Annotated in this window: 14 protein-coding genes and 1 pseudogene; 2 read left to right on the plus strand and 13 right to left on the minus strand. The window is 71.0% G+C overall.

Annotated elements, in window-relative coordinates; all coding sequences use genetic code 11:
- Positions 1 to 85 precede the first annotated feature (85 nt).
- Positions 86 to 967 carry a LysR family transcriptional regulator ArgP gene (locus D452_RS0116835; RefSeq protein ID WP_017545319.1) on the minus strand — a complete coding sequence of 294 codons (882 nt, stop codon included), beginning with the start codon at positions 965 to 967 and terminating at the stop codon, positions 86 to 88.
- An 84-nt stretch (positions 968 to 1,051) separates the two neighbouring features.
- Here D452_RS0116835 and D452_RS0116840 point away from each other — a divergent pair, with 84 nt between their 5' ends.
- Positions 1,052 to 1,729 carry a LysE/ArgO family amino acid transporter gene (locus D452_RS0116840; protein WP_017545320.1) on the plus strand — a complete coding sequence of 226 codons (678 nt, stop codon included), beginning with the start codon at positions 1,052 to 1,054 and terminating at the stop codon, positions 1,727 to 1,729.
- A gap of 653 nt (positions 1,730 to 2,382) precedes the next feature.
- Here D452_RS0116840 and D452_RS0116845 read toward each other — a convergent pair.
- From D452_RS0116845 to D452_RS0116860, 4 genes are read right to left on the minus strand one after another with little or no spacing between them, the layout of a single operon-like run.
- Positions 2,383 to 3,975 (minus strand): glycoside hydrolase family 43 protein, encoded by a 1,593-nt coding sequence (locus tag D452_RS0116845; RefSeq protein ID WP_017545321.1) that lies wholly within the window; start codon positions 3,973 to 3,975, stop codon positions 2,383 to 2,385.
- A 28-nt stretch (positions 3,976 to 4,003) separates the two neighbouring features.
- Positions 4,004 to 4,828, minus strand: coding sequence for a carbohydrate ABC transporter permease (locus tag D452_RS0116850; RefSeq protein ID WP_017545322.1), 825 nt, complete (start codon positions 4,826 to 4,828; stop codon positions 4,004 to 4,006).
- Position 4,829: 1 nt separating this feature from the next.
- Positions 4,830 to 5,717: a carbohydrate ABC transporter permease gene (locus D452_RS0116855; protein ID WP_017545323.1), complete on the minus strand. Its 888-nt coding sequence runs from the start codon at positions 5,715 to 5,717 to the stop codon at positions 4,830 to 4,832.
- The gene (locus D452_RS0116860) at positions 5,714 to 7,006 is read right to left on the minus strand and encodes an ABC transporter substrate-binding protein (RefSeq protein WP_017545324.1); all 1,293 of its coding nucleotides are present in this window, start codon (positions 7,004 to 7,006) and stop codon (positions 5,714 to 5,716) included. Before D452_RS0116860 ends, D452_RS0116855 begins: the two co-directional genes overlap by 4 nt.
- A 216-nt stretch (positions 7,007 to 7,222) precedes the next feature.
- Between D452_RS0116860 and D452_RS0116865 the strand changes: the two genes are divergently transcribed.
- On the plus strand, positions 7,223 to 8,239 hold the full coding sequence (locus D452_RS0116865) for a LacI family DNA-binding transcriptional regulator (protein WP_017545325.1): 1,017 nt from the start codon (positions 7,223 to 7,225) through the stop codon (positions 8,237 to 8,239).
- A gap of 179 nt (positions 8,240 to 8,418) precedes the next feature.
- Here the strand turns inward: D452_RS0116865 and rpsN are convergent, their stop codons facing one another.
- From rpsN to D452_RS31725, 8 genes and pseudogenes are all read right to left on the minus strand, one after another.
- A complete protein-coding gene (gene rpsN / locus D452_RS0116870) occupies positions 8,419 to 8,724 on the minus strand; it encodes a 30S ribosomal protein S14 (RefSeq protein WP_017545326.1) in 306 nt (101 codons plus the stop codon).
- Positions 8,724 to 8,960 carry a 50S ribosomal protein L28 gene (gene rpmB / locus D452_RS0116875; protein ID WP_017545327.1) on the minus strand — a complete coding sequence of 79 codons (237 nt, stop codon included), beginning with the start codon at positions 8,958 to 8,960 and terminating at the stop codon, positions 8,724 to 8,726. The genes rpsN and rpmB overlap by 1 nt, the downstream gene beginning before the upstream one ends.
- Before the next feature lie 76 nt (positions 8,961 to 9,036).
- Positions 9,037 to 9,288 carry a 30S ribosomal protein S18 gene (rpsR, locus tag D452_RS0116880; RefSeq protein WP_017545328.1) on the minus strand — a complete coding sequence of 84 codons (252 nt, stop codon included), beginning with the start codon at positions 9,286 to 9,288 and terminating at the stop codon, positions 9,037 to 9,039.
- 51 nt (positions 9,289 to 9,339) lie between these two features.
- Positions 9,340 to 10,452: a CobW family GTP-binding protein gene (locus D452_RS0116885; protein ID WP_017545329.1), complete on the minus strand. Its 1,113-nt coding sequence runs from the start codon at positions 10,450 to 10,452 to the stop codon at positions 9,340 to 9,342.
- 108 nt (positions 10,453 to 10,560) lie between these two features.
- Positions 10,561 to 11,766, minus strand: a complete 1,206-nt coding sequence (locus tag D452_RS0116890; protein ID WP_017545330.1) for an FAD-dependent monooxygenase — start codon at positions 11,764 to 11,766, stop codon at positions 10,561 to 10,563.
- 144 nt (positions 11,767 to 11,910) lie between these two features.
- Positions 11,911 to 12,765, minus strand: a complete 855-nt coding sequence (locus D452_RS0116895) for an NAD-dependent protein deacetylase (protein ID WP_017545331.1) — start codon at positions 12,763 to 12,765, stop codon at positions 11,911 to 11,913.
- 74 nt (positions 12,766 to 12,839) lie between these two features.
- Positions 12,840 to 13,553, minus strand: a complete 714-nt coding sequence (locus tag D452_RS0116900; protein WP_017545332.1) for a PIG-L deacetylase family protein — start codon at positions 13,551 to 13,553, stop codon at positions 12,840 to 12,842.
- Positions 13,546 to 13,920, minus strand: a pseudogene (locus D452_RS31725) (SAM-dependent methyltransferase); the annotation flags it as partial. The gene D452_RS0116900 and the pseudogene D452_RS31725, both read right to left, overlap by 8 nt.
- Positions 13,921 to 14,092 lie beyond the last annotated feature (172 nt).

Below are 14,092 nucleotides of genomic sequence, written 5' to 3' on the forward strand. Positions count from 1 at the left end.
CAGGGATGACACACTGTGCGCGCCAGTTCGAGTGTTCCCCGCGCTCAGCGGGGATGGTGGTTTCGCCAGCATCCCGCCTCCGGACTCACACCGGGCGCAGGTACGCGGCGGCCCCGGCACGCACGTGGCGGGTGACCTCGTCGAGCAGGGGCGAACGCAGGTTCCACCGCTGCCAGTACAGGCGGACCTCCACGGGCCTGCCGGGCGCCAACGGCACCAGCCTCCCGGACGCCAGGGCCTCGGCGCACTGCTGCTCGGGGACCACCCCCCAACCCCAACCCAGCAGCACCGCGCGGGCGAAGTCCTCCGAGGCCGGAACGTAGTGGGTCGGCCCCCGGGACCCCTCACCGGTGAGATCGCGCAGGAAGCGGTCCTGGAGGTCGTCCTTGCGGTCGAAGTTCACCATCGGCGCGTCCGGTAGGCGCGCGGGATCGGTGGCGTCGTACCGTTCCGCGAAGCCAGGGGCGCACACTGCCTGGTAGTTGAGCCCGCCCAGGGGCTCCACGGAGCAACCCTGGACCGCCTCGGGGGTGGAGGTCACCGCCGCCATGACCGCGCCCGACCTCAGCAGGCCCGTGGTGTGCTCCTCGTCCTCGCGGTGGAGCTCGAAGACGGCCCCCGACTCCGTCGGGAGCGCCTCCAGGAACCAGGTGGACAGGCTGTCGGCGTTCACGGCCAACGGCACCCGGGTGCGGCCGCCCTCGTGGCCCGCGGCCCTGAGTTCGGAGCGCACCTCCTGGTCCAGCAGAAGCACCTGCCTGGCGTGACGCAGCACCGCGTCGCCCGCCTCGGTCGGCAGGACCGGGTTGGTGCGGCGGACCAGGACCTGACCGGCGGCCTGCTCCATGGCCCGGACCCGCTGGGACACGGCCGAGGAGGTCACGTGTAGCCGTCGCGCGGCCGCCTCGAAGGTGCCCTCCTCGACGAGGGCGGTCAGGGTGCGCAGATGGTCGAACTGAAAGGGCACCGTACGCTCCTGTCATAAGCATCTCTAAGGGGATCTGAGAAAGTTTAGCTTTACTGCACGGGCTCCTTCCTGGAGGCTTGTCCCGTGAACGAAACCCTTCTCCCCGCACTGATGGGCCTGGGCACCGGACTGGCGCTCATCGTGGCCATCGGTGCCCAGAACGCGTACCTGCTCCGCCTCGGCATCGACGGCAGGCCGTCCTCGGTGCTGGCCGTGGTGCTGGTCTGCGCGGTATCGGACGCCCTGCTCATCACCGCCGGTGTCGTGGGCATCGGTGGCCTGGTCGAGGCGATGCCCACGGCCATGGTGGTCATCCGCCTGCTCGGCGCGGGCTTCCTCATCGTCTACGGACTGTTCGCGGCCCACCGTGCCCTGCGACCGGGGCGGGCCGAGGTCCTGGTCCCCACGGAGAGTGAACCCGCCCAGCCCACTCAGGGTGCGGGGGTCGCGCTGGCGACGACCCGCTCCACCGGAACCGGAGCGGCGGTGGTCACCGCCCTCGCCCTCACCTGGCTGAACCCGCACGTGTACCTGGATACCGTGTTGTTCCTCGGTTCGGTCGCCAGCCAGCAGGTCGGCGAGGCCCGCTGGTGGTGGGCGGGCGGTGCGGTCACCGGAAGCTTCGTGTGGTTCTTCGCCCTGGGCTTCGGCGCCCGGCTGCTCCGCCCCGTCTTCGCGAAGCCCGGAGCCTGGCGGGTGCTCGATGGCATCATCGCCCTTGTCATGCTCACCCTCGGGCTGCGTCTTGCCCTGGGCGGCTGACCCGAAGATCGGTAGCCTGCTCTGGTGAGCGGGAGAGAGGCCCCTGCGTGGGTTCCCTTTGGGGTGTATGTCTTCGGAGTCTGTTTCTCGACAAGTTGTAGATTTCGCTGGTTTCGCGCTCTGGAACCGCAGGTCAACGAGTGTGCTCCCCGCGCACGCGGGGATGGACCCGTGTGTGGTGTGGCGTTCGCGGTCCGTGGAGGGTGCTCCCCGCGCACGCGGGGATGGACCCGAGGCCATCACGGACCTGCTCACCCGCAAGCCGTGCTCCCCGCACACGCGGGGATGGACCCCCGCGGCGGCTGTCGTACATGTTCACCACCAGGTGCTCCCCGAGCAGGCGGGGATGGACCCTTGTTCGTAGCCAGGGTCATAACCTGGCGGGCGTGCTCCCCGCGCACGCGGGGATGGACCGTAGGTGTCGTCCTCGTCGACTGACGCGGTGGTGTGCTCCCCGCGTACGCGGGGATGGGTCTAGGTCGGGGGAGTGGGTCACTCCGCCGCTCGGGGCAGGCTGGTGCGGCTGCTCGGCGAGCTGCGGACTCTGCGCCCGAATCCCGCGCAGCTCGACGCGCTCGACCGGCTGGCGTAGTACTAAGAATCTACGTAGTAAAGGTGGGGGAGCGCCCCGTCAGGAGAGCGCTCCCCGGTACTCAGGATCCTTGGTAGGTGGCGTGGTCGAAGTCGGCGTGACAACCCGTGCCGGTCAGGTCCTGGACCCACAGACCCAGGAACGCGCCCGTGAAGCCCCAGATGGTCGCCGTCTCACCGTCGCTCTCTGCGGCGTAGTCGTCGGACAGGATGCTGGCGTCCAGGACCCCGCCGACGGGCGTCCAGTCCTGGCCATCGGGGGAGAGGGCGAACCGCAGTGCGGCTCCGTCGATCTCCGCGCGCAGGTGAAACCGCTCCCAGCCCCGCACGTCGACCCGGTCCCCGGACTCGCGCACCCGTCCCCGGTCGGAACTGAGCACACCGGCGAACAGTCCGTCCCGCTCGTCGAAGCCGACGCGCAGGTAGTGCCACTGCCGCATGTTGTAGTACGCCGTCAGTCCGGCCATCCGCTGGAAGGTGTCGGTGGAGAACTCCATCACCGTCTCCAGCACGCACCGTTCGTGCTGCACCCGTCGGGCCACCAGGCTGGGCGCGCGGGTCCCGGAGGGGGACTGCCCGCCCTGCACACGCAGGTGTCCGGGACGCTCGGTCAGCGAGACCCACTCCTCGTCCACGTGGCGCCGCAGCGTGCTCCACTCCGGGCGCAGCACCGGCGCGTCGAAGTCGTCCCTCTCGGGCACCTCCGGCCACGGGTGCGGCTCCAGGTCGGGCCCCTCGACCTCCACGTGCGGCACCCCGTCGCGGATCCGGGGCCAGCCGTCCACCCAGTCCACCCGTTGCAGGGCGGTCTCGCGTCCGCGCACGCAGCGGCCGCGTTCGGTGAGCGGTCGTGAGGCCAGGTGCGCCAGGAACCACTCGCCCGACGGGGTGCTGACCAGGCTCCCGTGCCCGGCCTTCTGCAGGGGCAGTGAGGGGTGTTCACGTGAGGACAGCATGGGCCCGGCCGGGTCCACCTCGTAGGGCCCGGTGACGCTCCTGGACCGAGCCACTGTCACCTGGTGGTCCCACTGCGTCCCGCCCTCGGCGGTCACCAGGTAGTACCACCCGTTCTCGCGGTACAGGTGCGGCGCTTCGGTCACCCGGGCCGAGGTGCCCTCGAAGACCACCGTCGGCTCGCCCAGGAGGCGCATCCACTCGGTGTCCAGCTCCTGGAGCACGATCCCCGCGAAGGCGTGGTGCCCGGGCCTCCAGTCCATCAGGCTGGTGACCACCCAGCTCCGGCCGTCCTTGTCGTGGAACAGGGACGGGTCGAATCCCATGGAGTGGATCGGCGCGGGGTCGCTCCACGGGCCGTCGAGGGTGGGCGAGGTGGTCACGTAGTTGGGCGTGTCCCAAAAGCCTCCGGCGTAGTTCTCCACGTCGGTGAAGATCAGGTGGAACACTCCGTCCTTGCGGGACAGGCAGGGCGCCCACACGCCCGCCCCGTCGCGGTGCCCGGTCAGGTCGAGAAGGCGGTCCTCGTTGAGGACGCCGCCGAGGGGGCGCCAGTGGACCAGGTCCCGGGAGTGGTGCAGCAGCACTCCCGGGCTCCACTCGAAGGTCGAGGTCGCCAGGTAGTAGTCCTCGCCGACCCTCAGGATCGACGGGTCGGGGTGGAACCCGGGCAGGACCGGGTTGTGGATGGTCGCGGTCATCACGGCCTTTCGAGGAGGGGGTGGGGTCCTACTTGCCGAAACCGGCGGCGAGACCGCCCAGGAGGTGTCTGCGGCCGAACAGGTACAGGGCCAGGATCGGGATGGTGGAGAGCACCACCGCGGCCATCAGGCCGGGCACGTCGGTTCCGTACTGGGTCTGGAACGCCCAGAGTCCGAGGGGCAGGACCCGGTTGGACTCGCTCTGGGTGAGCACCAGCGGGAAGATGAAGTTGTTCCAGGCGTTGAGGCCGACGAAGATCGCCACCGTCACCACGCCGGGCCGTGACAGGGGCAGGACCAGGCGGAGGAACACCTGCCAGGTCGCGGCCCCGTCCAGCGCCATCGCTTCGTACAGCTCGCCGGGCACGTCCCGCAGGGAGCTGGTGAGCACGACGATGGAGATCGGCAGCGTGAACGCGGCGGTCGGCAGGATGATCGCGGGCAGGCTGTCGTACAGGTGCAGTCGGGTGATGATCAGGTAGATCGGGATGATCACCGCCTGGGCCGGTACCGCCAGCCCCAGGAGGAACAGGGTGAAGCTGATCCGGACCGCCCGGCTGCGTCCGCGCACGATCGCGAACGCAGCCGGTACCGCCACCAGCAGCACCAGGAGGATGGCCCCCGCGGCCACGATCAGGCTGTTGGCGAGGAATCCGAGGAACCCGACCTCGAAGACGTTGCGGTAGTTGTCCAGGGTGAGTGACTCGGGCAGGGACAGCGGGCCCCGTGACAGGTAGTCACCGGGTCCGCGCAGGCTCGTGGCGACCAGGTAGTACAGGGGGACGCACACGACCAGCAGCCAGAGGGCGGCCCCGGCCCCGGCGGCGTACGCCGGTCTGCTTCGGGAGGCCATGTCACATCCCCTCTCTCTGGCTGGTCATCCGGGAGTAGCCGGTCGCCCGGACCACCGCCAGCGACAGCCCCGTTCCCAGGACCACAAGCAACACCGCGATGGCGCTCGCGTAGCCCATCTCGAAGGCGACGAAGCCCTGGTTGTACATGTGGAGCGGCAGGATGCGGGTGGCGTTGCCCGGGCCGCCGGCGGTCAGCAGCAGGACCGTCTCGAAGTACGTCATGGACCCGACGAGCATCAGCACCGACGACGCGATGATCGTGTGCCGCAGCTGCGGCACGGTCACGCGCAGGAAACGCTGGAGGGCGGAGGCCCCGTCCAGTTCGGCCGCCTCATGGAGCGAACGCGGTATCTGCCGGGCGGCCGCCTGGTACAGGAGCATGTGGAACGGCAGGAACTGCCAGAGCAGGATGAAGACGATCGCGTACAGCGCCAGTGTCGGATCGCCGAGCACGTTGCTGTGGCTGAGTTCGAACCACTCGCGGACCTGGGAGGGGATGCCGAAGCTCGGGTCGAGCAGCGCCTTCCACACCAGGGCGATGGCCGCGGTGGACAGCAGCAGCGGCAGGAAGAAGACCGCGCTCACCACCGCTCGGACGCGCTGCGGGCCGGCCGCCCACACTCCGAACGCCAGGGCCAGCGGGGTCTGGGTCGCCCAGCACAGGGCGGTCAGGGTCAGGGTGATCGTGAGGCCGCCGCGCACCCGGCCGTCGTTGGTGAGCGCGGACCAGTTGGCCAGGCCCACCCACTCGGGAGAGCCGATCCCGCTCCACGAGGTCAGGCTGAGGTATCCCACGATGACCACGGGGGCCAGGCCGAACAGGCCGAAGAACAGCAGGGCCGGGGCGACCCAGAGGAGTCCGGGCCGTTCCGTGGCGGAGTTCCTCACCGCTGTTGCTCCATGTCCTCGGCGAACTCCTCGGGGGTGATGTCGCCGATGAAGAGCAGTTGGAGGTTGGTCAGCATGGCCTCGGCCGCCGCCGGGGCCAGCGCCTGGTCCCAGGACTGGGTGAAGGTGGGCGCACCCGAGACGAGTTGGTGCGTGAAGGTGGCGAACTCGGCGTGGTCGCTCTCCTGGAGCTGGTCCTCGATGCCCTCGACAGCGGGGACCTGACCTGCCCTGATGAGCTCGTCGACGTACTCCTCGGAAGCCATGGTCTCGACGAGGAAGTCGGTCGCCGCTTCAGCGTGCTGGCTGTCGCTGTTGACGGAGAAGTAGTTGCTGGGGTTGCCGACGATCGCGTCGGGGTCTCCCGCTCCGCCCTCCACGACGGGGAAGGAGGTGAAGCCGAGCTCGTCGTTCTCCACGAACCCGGGGTTGTTGTCCATCTGCTGGGCGATGTCCCAGCTGCCCATCAGGAACATCGCGGACTCGCCGGTGGCCAGGAGCGCGGAGGCGCTGCCGTTGTCGTAGTCGATGGAGGTGAAGTTGGAGCCGAAGGCCCCGCGGTCGACCAGGTCCTGGCAGGTCGCCAGGGCCTCCAGGACGGCGGGGTGCCGCCAGGCGTCCTCCTCCTCGTCGACGACGGCCTGGAACACGTCCGGGCCGCCGATCCGGTCCACCAGGTAGGAGAACCACATCAGCTGGGTCCAGCCCTGGGCGCCGGGGAGGACGATCGGGGTGACACCGTCCGACTGGAGGAGCTCGATCGCCTCGTGCAGGTCGTCGAGGGTCCGCGGGGGCTGGAGCCCGGCCGCCTCCAGGACGGGCTTGTTGTAGTACATGACGACGGGCTGGACGCCGAGGAGGGGCACGCCGTAGTAGGCGCCGTCGATGGCGGCCACGTCCAGGACGCTCGGCAGGAAGGCGTCGCGGAACCCGGGGTTGTCGTCCAGGGTCGGGGTGAGGTCGAGGACCTGGCCCTGGTCGGTGTACTGGGCGAGGTTGCCGCCGCCCCAGTTGAAGAACACGTCGGGTGCGTTGGGGGAGCCGAGCGCCACCTGGAGGCGCTGCTTGTAGGCGTCGTTGACGAAGGTGACCAGTTCGGCGGGCACGTCGTGGGACGCGTTGTGCGCCTCGATGCCCCGTTCGACGATCTCGTTGACCGCCGCGTCCTCCAGGGCCCAGACCTGTAGGGCGTCACCGCCTCCGGGGCCGGAGGTGCCGCAGCCGGTGGCGAGGAGGGAGAGGGCCAGAGCGGTACTGCCGATCACACGTGTCCGGTGGGTGCGACTCATGGCGTGTACACCGTTCTTCCGTTGTTCCGGGGGGAGCCGCAAGCTGACGAAAAGTTTCCGATAGCTTTCGGGAAGCACGACGCTAAGTTCTCCCTGTGTCCCCGTCAAGGGGAGTTCTCGTTGCGAGGAGGTTTCGGTGTGCGTCCTCGAAAACTTTCGGGATACAATCCAGCGCAGCGAACCGAGGGAACCCGGTCCCCGACGACGAGGAGGCACATGGCGAAGCGTCGCCCCACCCTGGCCGAGATCGCTGGTGAGGCGGGGGTGTCCGTCTCGACCGTCTCCAAGGTCATCAACGGCCATCTCGACGTCGCGGCCGAGACCCGGCGACAGGTGGAACGGCTCCTGGAACACCACCGCTACCAGCAGCGCCGCCACCGCGAGCGCCGCCCGGTCGGTCTGATCGACCTCGTCTTCCTGGACCTCGGCAGCCCCTGGGCCATGGAGATCCTCACCGGGGTCGAGGAGGTCACGCACGACGCCGGTTTCGGGGTCGTGGTCTCCGCCGTGCACGACCGCAAGCGCAGCAGGCCCGGCCGCAAGTGGCTCGACAACATCCAGGCCCGGCGTTCGGACGGCGTGGTCCTGGTGCTGTCCGAGCTCTCCTCCCAGCAGCAGGAACAGCTGGACGCGCTGGGCGTGCCCGTGGTGCTCGTCGACCCGGTCGGCGACCCCGCGCGAGAGATCCCGGCGGTGGGCGCCGCCAACTGGGACGGGGGGTTGACCGCCACCGAACACCTCATCGGCCTCGGCCACCGGCGCGTCGCCATGCTCGCCGGGCCAGCCGACGTCATGTGCAGTCGGGCCCGGGTCGACGGGTACCGCAGCGCCATGCGGGACGCCGGGCTCCCGGTGCCCGACGGCTACGTCTCCCACGGGGACTTCCTGGCGGGGACCGGCAAGGACCTCACCGAGATCCTGCTCGACCTGCCCGAACCGCCGACCGCGATCTTCGCGGGATCGGACCAGATGGCCCGGGGTGCCTACGAGGTCCTGTACAAGCGGGGCCTGCGTGTGCCCGACGACGTCTCGGTGGTGGGGTTCGACGACCTCCCGGAGGCCAGGTGGGCGACCCCGCCGCTGACCACCGTCCGGCAGCCGTTGCGGGACATGGCGCAGATGGCCACCCGGATGCTGTTCGACCTGGTCAACGGGAACGAGCCCGAGACCACGCGGGTGGAACTGGCCACTCGTCTGGTCCGACGCGACAGTACGGCCCCGCCCAAGGAGTGAGCTGGGGGAGTGCTCTCACGGCTCTCGGCGCGGGGAGCGCGGGGGCGGGTCCCCGGGGACGGGGGAGGGGGCTCCCGGGGGAGGGAGTGCCCCGGGAACCCTCGGGCCGACCGGATCGCGAACGGTCGGTCCCGTTCTCGGAGCCGGTGGGCGTCAGCGCGCCCACACGGCAGGCCCGGTTACCAGCTGGACTTGGTGACCCCGGGCAGTTCGCCGCGGTGGGCCATCTCCCGGAACCTGATCCGTGACAGTCCGAACTTCCTCAGGTGCGCGCGGGGGCGGCCGTCGACGGCGTCCCGGTTGCGGACCCGGGTCGCGCTGGCGTCGCGCGGCTGGCGGCGCAGCTCGGCGACGGCGCTCGCGCGCTCGGCCTCGCCGGTGTGCGGGCTCTTGATCAGGCGTTTGAGTTCGGACCGCCGCTCTGCGTGGCGGGCGACGATCTCCTTGCGCCGTTCGTTGCGGGCGATCTTGCTCTTCTTGGCCATCAGACCCTGCCTCCCCGGGCGCGGATCTCGGCGACCACGCGTTCGATGCCTCGGGCGTCGATGACCCGCATGCCCTTGACGCTCAGCCGCAGCTTCACGAAGCGTTGTTCGCTGGGCAGCCAGTAGCGCTTGTTCTGGATGTTGGGGTCGAAGCGACGCCTGGTGCGGCGGTGGGAGTGCGAGATGGCGTTGCCGAAGCTGGGTGCCCTTCCGGTCACCTGGCAGACACGGGACACGGTGGTCTCCTCCTGGTCGTCGGTCGTCTTCCGGCCCTTCGCTCCGGGGCCGGTCCTGTTCGGTCCGGTGGGGCGGTCAGTCCCGCCTGGTCGTGGACGGGTACGGCAGCAGGGCCATCTCCCGCGCGTTCTTGACCGCCGCCGCGATCAGGCGTTGCTGGCGCGCGGTCACGCGGGTGACCCGTCGGCTGCGGATCTTGCCCTTCTCCGAGATGAACTTGCGGAGCAGGTTGGTGTCCTTGTAGTCGACGTGGTCCGCGTCGCCCAGCGGGTTGGCGAAGCGTCGCGTCGCGCCTCGTGGGTCGGGGCGTCGGGTCCTCTGTGGCACGGGTCCTCCTCCGGTGGTGGGGTCATCGGGGCGTCGGAATGCTGCGGCTGGTCAGATCGCGTCGGCGAAGGGGTCCGCGGCCAGGGGGCGCCCGGCCTCCTCGTCGGTGAGCAGGCAGGAGTCGAGGAGCTCCACGAGCCGCGCGGCGTCGAGGTCGACCCCGGTGAAGGCCAGGTGCTGTCGGCGGTCGCCCACCACCGGGTCCCAGTCCAGGTCCGCCGAGGCGCGACGGGTCTCGGAGACCAGGTCGAGGGCGGCCCCGGGCAGGGCGTCCAGCCAGGGGCCGGCGCTCTCCAGCACCAGGGAGTCGTTGTAGTTGTCCCAGGCCAGTAGCGTGTCGGGCCTGCTGGCCAGCCAGATCCGGCCGCGTCCGCGCAGTCCGGTGGAGACGATCCGCTCCAGGGACTCGTGCAGTCGGACGGGGTGCAGCGGTCGTTTGCGGGTCCACACCACGGTGCTGACCCTGTCGTCGGACAGGTCCCAGTACTGGGCCCAGGCCGGGTTGAGCCGGTTGGCGGCGGCGTCGGGGAGGAAGCGTCCCTCGGTGAGGGCGACCAGGCCGCCGCCGGGCGGGACCACCAGGGCCGCGGGGTTCAGGTGCGTGACGAGGGAGCGGGCCTCGTTCCGGTGGTGTTCTCCGTGGAGGGTGACCACCGTGGGGTACTCGATCTGGTGGGAGAGGACCTCCGCGACGGAGCGCCGGTCCTCGGAGACGACGGTCAGGGAACGGTCGGAGAGGTCGTCGACACTGGAAAGGTCCGGGAGGAGGCGCTCGGCGTCCACGGCGGTGACCACGGCGGCCAGTCGCAGATCCTCGTGGGCGGCGACGGCCTCGGCCACGGAGCGGGGTTCCACCGCGTCCCAGGTCTCCACCACGCACAGGCTGTGCTCGCCGCGTTCAGCCAGGTCCAGTAGGACGGGGAGGAGGTCCTCGCGCAGGGCGCAGGTGGCGCAGGGGTGGTCGAGGTCGAGGTGTGCGCGGTCGAGGACACCCCATCTGCTGCGGGTGACCCGGAGGACGATCCCCTCGCCGATACCGTCCATGTCGTGGTGGAGGGCGATGGAGCCGGGTACGGCGGTGATGAGGTCGTCGACGGTGCTGCGGCGGGCCAGCCGGTGCAGGCCGGAGACCACGACGACGGGCAGGGGTGTCGCTACGGTCATCGGAGTGGACCTCCCTAGGATGAAAACGATAATCATTACCGTAGCGCACGCGCACGACTCCCGGGAACACCGGGGGCCCGCCGCGCGGGCGGGCCCCCGGTCGGAGTCTCAGGCGGTCAGTATCCCGGCGTAGCGCTCCAGGGCGAACTCCCCGCCCACGCTGTCCATGGGCGGGCGGATGCCGAGGCGCCCCATCAGCAGGGTGCCCCGGGCCAGGGCCAGTTCGGCCCGCTCGCGAATCCACGTCTCGTAGCGGCCCGCCTCCGGAGCGACGCTGTCCACCACGTAGGGGGCCACGGTCTGGGCCTCGCGCACGGACTGGCGCAACGCCGCCTCGTAGGAGAAGAACGCCCGCCCGTGCTCGCCCCGCGTGAACACCAGCTCGCCCGCCAGGGCCAGGGCGCCCATCAGAGCCATCGTCGGACCCTGCCCGCTCAAATGGTCGGGGCAGGAGGCGGCGTCGCCCACCAGCACCACGCGGCCCTGCTCCCACACGTCCATCCGTACCTGCGTGGACGGCAGGACCCGGACGTCGGCGTCGCGCGCGGCGCGCAGCAGCCGGGGCATCTCCCAGCCGTCCTCGCCGAAGGCCTCCTCCACCCACCGCCGCCGGGCGTCCTGGTCCATGGAGTCCGCGTCGATCGGGAAGCGGTCGCGCACCACCAGCACCACCGAGGCGCGGTCCCCGCCGGGCAGGGTCGTGACCAGACAGCCCCGGTGCGGCCACACGTGCCAGGCGGTGGTGTTGTCGGCGTCGAGGAGGTTGGCCGTCTCGAAGATCGCCGTGTTGGCGCCCAGGTAGCGCAGGCGTTTGTCGTCGGGCCCGGGGAAGGCCAGTGTGCGCACCGGCGAGTTCCGGCCGTCCGCGCCCACGACGAGGTCGAAGCGGCGGGCGGGGGCGTGCGCGAAGGTGACGTCGACGCCCTCGTCGTCCTGTTCCAGCGCGGTGACACCGTCGCCGAGGAGGTACTCGACCCCGCCGTCGTCCTCCCGCAGGACCCGGATCAGGTCGCCGTGCCGGACGGTCAGGTTGCCGGGCTCGCCGGGCAGGAACGCCGGCTCCCGGCGTCCGCTCACGTGGGTGCGCACCTCGTCCACGGGAGAACCGAGCGCGCGCACCCTCTCGCCCAGGCCCATCCGGTCCAGGAGGGCCATCCCCTGGCGGGAGACCTCGGCGGGGCCGACCTCCGCGCCCGGTTCCGGGGCGAGGTCGACCACGGTGGGCGCGAACCCCCGCCGGGCCAACCAGGTGGCCAGCGCGCTCCCGGCCACGCCGCCCCCGGAGACGAGGATGTTCCTGTTGCTGATCGGCACGTGGACCTCCGTGTGCGCTCGGATCCTGGTCCTCCCCGCCCGGAGGAGACGCGCCGGAGGCGGTGGAGGGGCGTCGATGGTCGCCTCGGGGTTACTGTACCGTCCGGTTGGTATACATAGGCGGCATGTCGGGCGCGGGCGGCGTCACGCGGAGTCGCCCCGGGCGTCCTCCGCCAGCGCGCGCAGGACCTCGGAGCAGCCGTACCCCACCGTCAGGGCCGCGAGGTCGTCGGCCCGCGTGGTGCCCCGGTTGACGATGACCACTGGTTTGCCCTGCCCCACGGCGTGCTTCACGAACCTGCGGCCGGAGAACACGGTCAGCGACGACCCCACGACCAGCAGCCCGACGGCCCGGTCGACCATCGCGTAGGCCTCCTCGACCCGCGGCCTGGGCACGTTCTCGCCGAAGTACACGATGTCCGGCTTGAGGACACCGCCGCAGGAGGTGCAGTCGGCCACCCGGAAGTGCTCGGTGGAGGCCAGGACGGCGTCCGCGTCCGGGGCCACCTCGACGTCGGCCACCTCCTCCGCGAAGCCGGGGTTGAGCGCGTCCAGCCGCACCGCGAGCTCGGCGCGGGCGGTCACGGCCCGGCAGCCCAGACAGATCACCCGGTCGTAGCGGCCGTGGAGGTCGATGACGCTTCGGCTGCCCGCCGCGTCGTGCAGGGTGTCCACGTTCTGGGTGATGACCCCCGACACCCTCCCGGCGCGTTCGAGATCGGCCAGGGCGCGGTGGCCGTCGTTGGGGGCGGTGTCCGCCACGTGGCGCCAGCCCACGTGGTTGCGCGCCCAGTAGTGGCGTCGGAAGGCCGCGTCTGCGACGAACTCCTGGTAGGTCATGGGTGTGCGCGGCGGCGAGCCCGGGCCCCGGTAGTCGGGGATGCCCGAGTCCGTCGAGATTCCCGCGCCGGTCAGCGCGACCACCGGCCCCGGGCCGAGGACGTCGCTCACACGGCGGGCGGTCTCGACCAGGCCGCTGGGGTGGAACGTGTTCGTCACCCTTCGAGGATAGGTCGCGATCGTGCTCCCCTTCCTCCACGGGGCGAGGGCGCCCGCCCCCGCCCCGGAACGGTTCAGGCGGTCCGGACGATCCGGAAGACCTCGGCCAGGCGCCCCTCGGGCAGCTCGCCCTCTGCGGCGTTGGCCGCCATCCACTGGCGCAGCATGGGCTCCAGTTCGCTGATGTCACCGATCTGGCTCTCGTGCGCGGCCAGCGCCGCCACCTTGCGCTCGAAGACGTCGGTGATGTCCGAGTAGTGGTGCGGCGCGGGGCCGCCGGCCACCCACACCTCGGGAGCGGTCCACGCGGTCAGGCCCTCCTCGTGGAGGAGTTCGCGGTGCGCGTGCGGGTTGCGGGCGTCGGGGAAGACCGCGTTGATCGAGGCCTCGCCGGTGGCCATGTGGTCGGGATGGCTCGCCGCGACGCTGTCCCAGTCGCGTTCCGGGCTGGGGATGACGACGCGTTCGGGCCGGACCTGCCGGATCACCCGTGCGATGTCCCGGCGCAGGTCGAGGGTGGGCTCCACGCGCCCGTCCGGGTAGCCGAGGAAGCGCACGTCCTTGACCCCGACCTCGGCCGCCGCTCTGCGCTGCTCCTCACGGCGCATGGCGGCGATCTCCGAGCTGTCCAGGGTGAGCGCGTCGCCACCGGCCTCGCCGTCGGTGACCATCAGGTAGACCACCTCGGTCCCGGCCCGGGTCCACAGCGCCACCGTCCCGGCGCACGAGAAATCGGCGTCGTCGGGGTGGGCCATCACAACCAGGGCGCGTTCGGGCACGTCAACCACCGGGGCTCCTTCCGTCGCGGGAGGACCCGCGTGATCGATTCGGTCTACATCGTATGAAACCGTCACGCGGGAACACTCCGGGCGGGCGCGGCGTGGCCGTTCGGGATGTGCGCGCGACGGCGCGGTACATGTCGGTGTCCGGGGCGCGGCCGACCTCCACCGGTTCCGGGCGCCACTGGGGGACCGGCCCCGGGGGCGGGCAGTTCCAGGCCGTCGAAGTAGGACGTGAACTCCGCCGGGGTGTGGCCCCGGTAGGCCGGGGCCGCCCGAGGATCTGGTCGCCGAGTTCCCGGTCGTTCCGGTGGTTCTCCTTACCGCCGAGCCAGTGGTTCCACGCCCGTGCGGAGTGAGGGGTGGTGACGTCGACGCTTTCCGGCGCTGAGGGTCCGGGGCTGAGGGGTGTGCATTACCGATCCGGTCGGGAGCAGTCTGACCGGTGCCCCCGACCCCCGTACCCCCAGCCTCCGCGCCCCAGCCCCCACACGGAACGCCCGCGGCAGGGAGCCTCTCGCTCCGCACCGGCAGGGGGGGGGGCGGCG

The organism is Nocardiopsis prasina DSM 43845, assembly GCF_000341265.1.
In the GTDB taxonomy this organism is placed as follows: Bacteria; Actinomycetota; Actinomycetes; order Streptosporangiales; family Streptosporangiaceae; genus Nocardiopsis; species Nocardiopsis prasina.

Coding starts and splice junctions, on each gene's coding strand:
- D452_RS0116865 (WP_017545325.1), top strand. CDS start 7,223: ATGGCGAAGCGTCGCCCCACCCTGGCCGAGATCGCTGGTGAGGCGGGG.
- D452_RS0116885 (WP_017545329.1), bottom strand. CDS start 10,452: ATGACCGTAGCGACACCCCTGCCCGTCGTCGTGGTCTCCGGCCTGCAC.
- D452_RS0116850 (WP_017545322.1), bottom strand. CDS start 4,828: ATGGCCTCCCGAAGCAGACCGGCGTACGCCGCCGGGGCCGGGGCCGCC.
- rpsN (WP_017545326.1), bottom strand. CDS start 8,724: ATGGCCAAGAAGAGCAAGATCGCCCGCAACGAACGGCGCAAGGAGATC.
- D452_RS0116860 (WP_017545324.1), bottom strand. CDS start 7,006: ATGAGTCGCACCCACCGGACACGTGTGATCGGCAGTACCGCTCTGGCC.
- D452_RS0116845 (WP_017545321.1), bottom strand. CDS start 3,975: ATGACCGCGACCATCCACAACCCGGTCCTGCCCGGGTTCCACCCCGAC.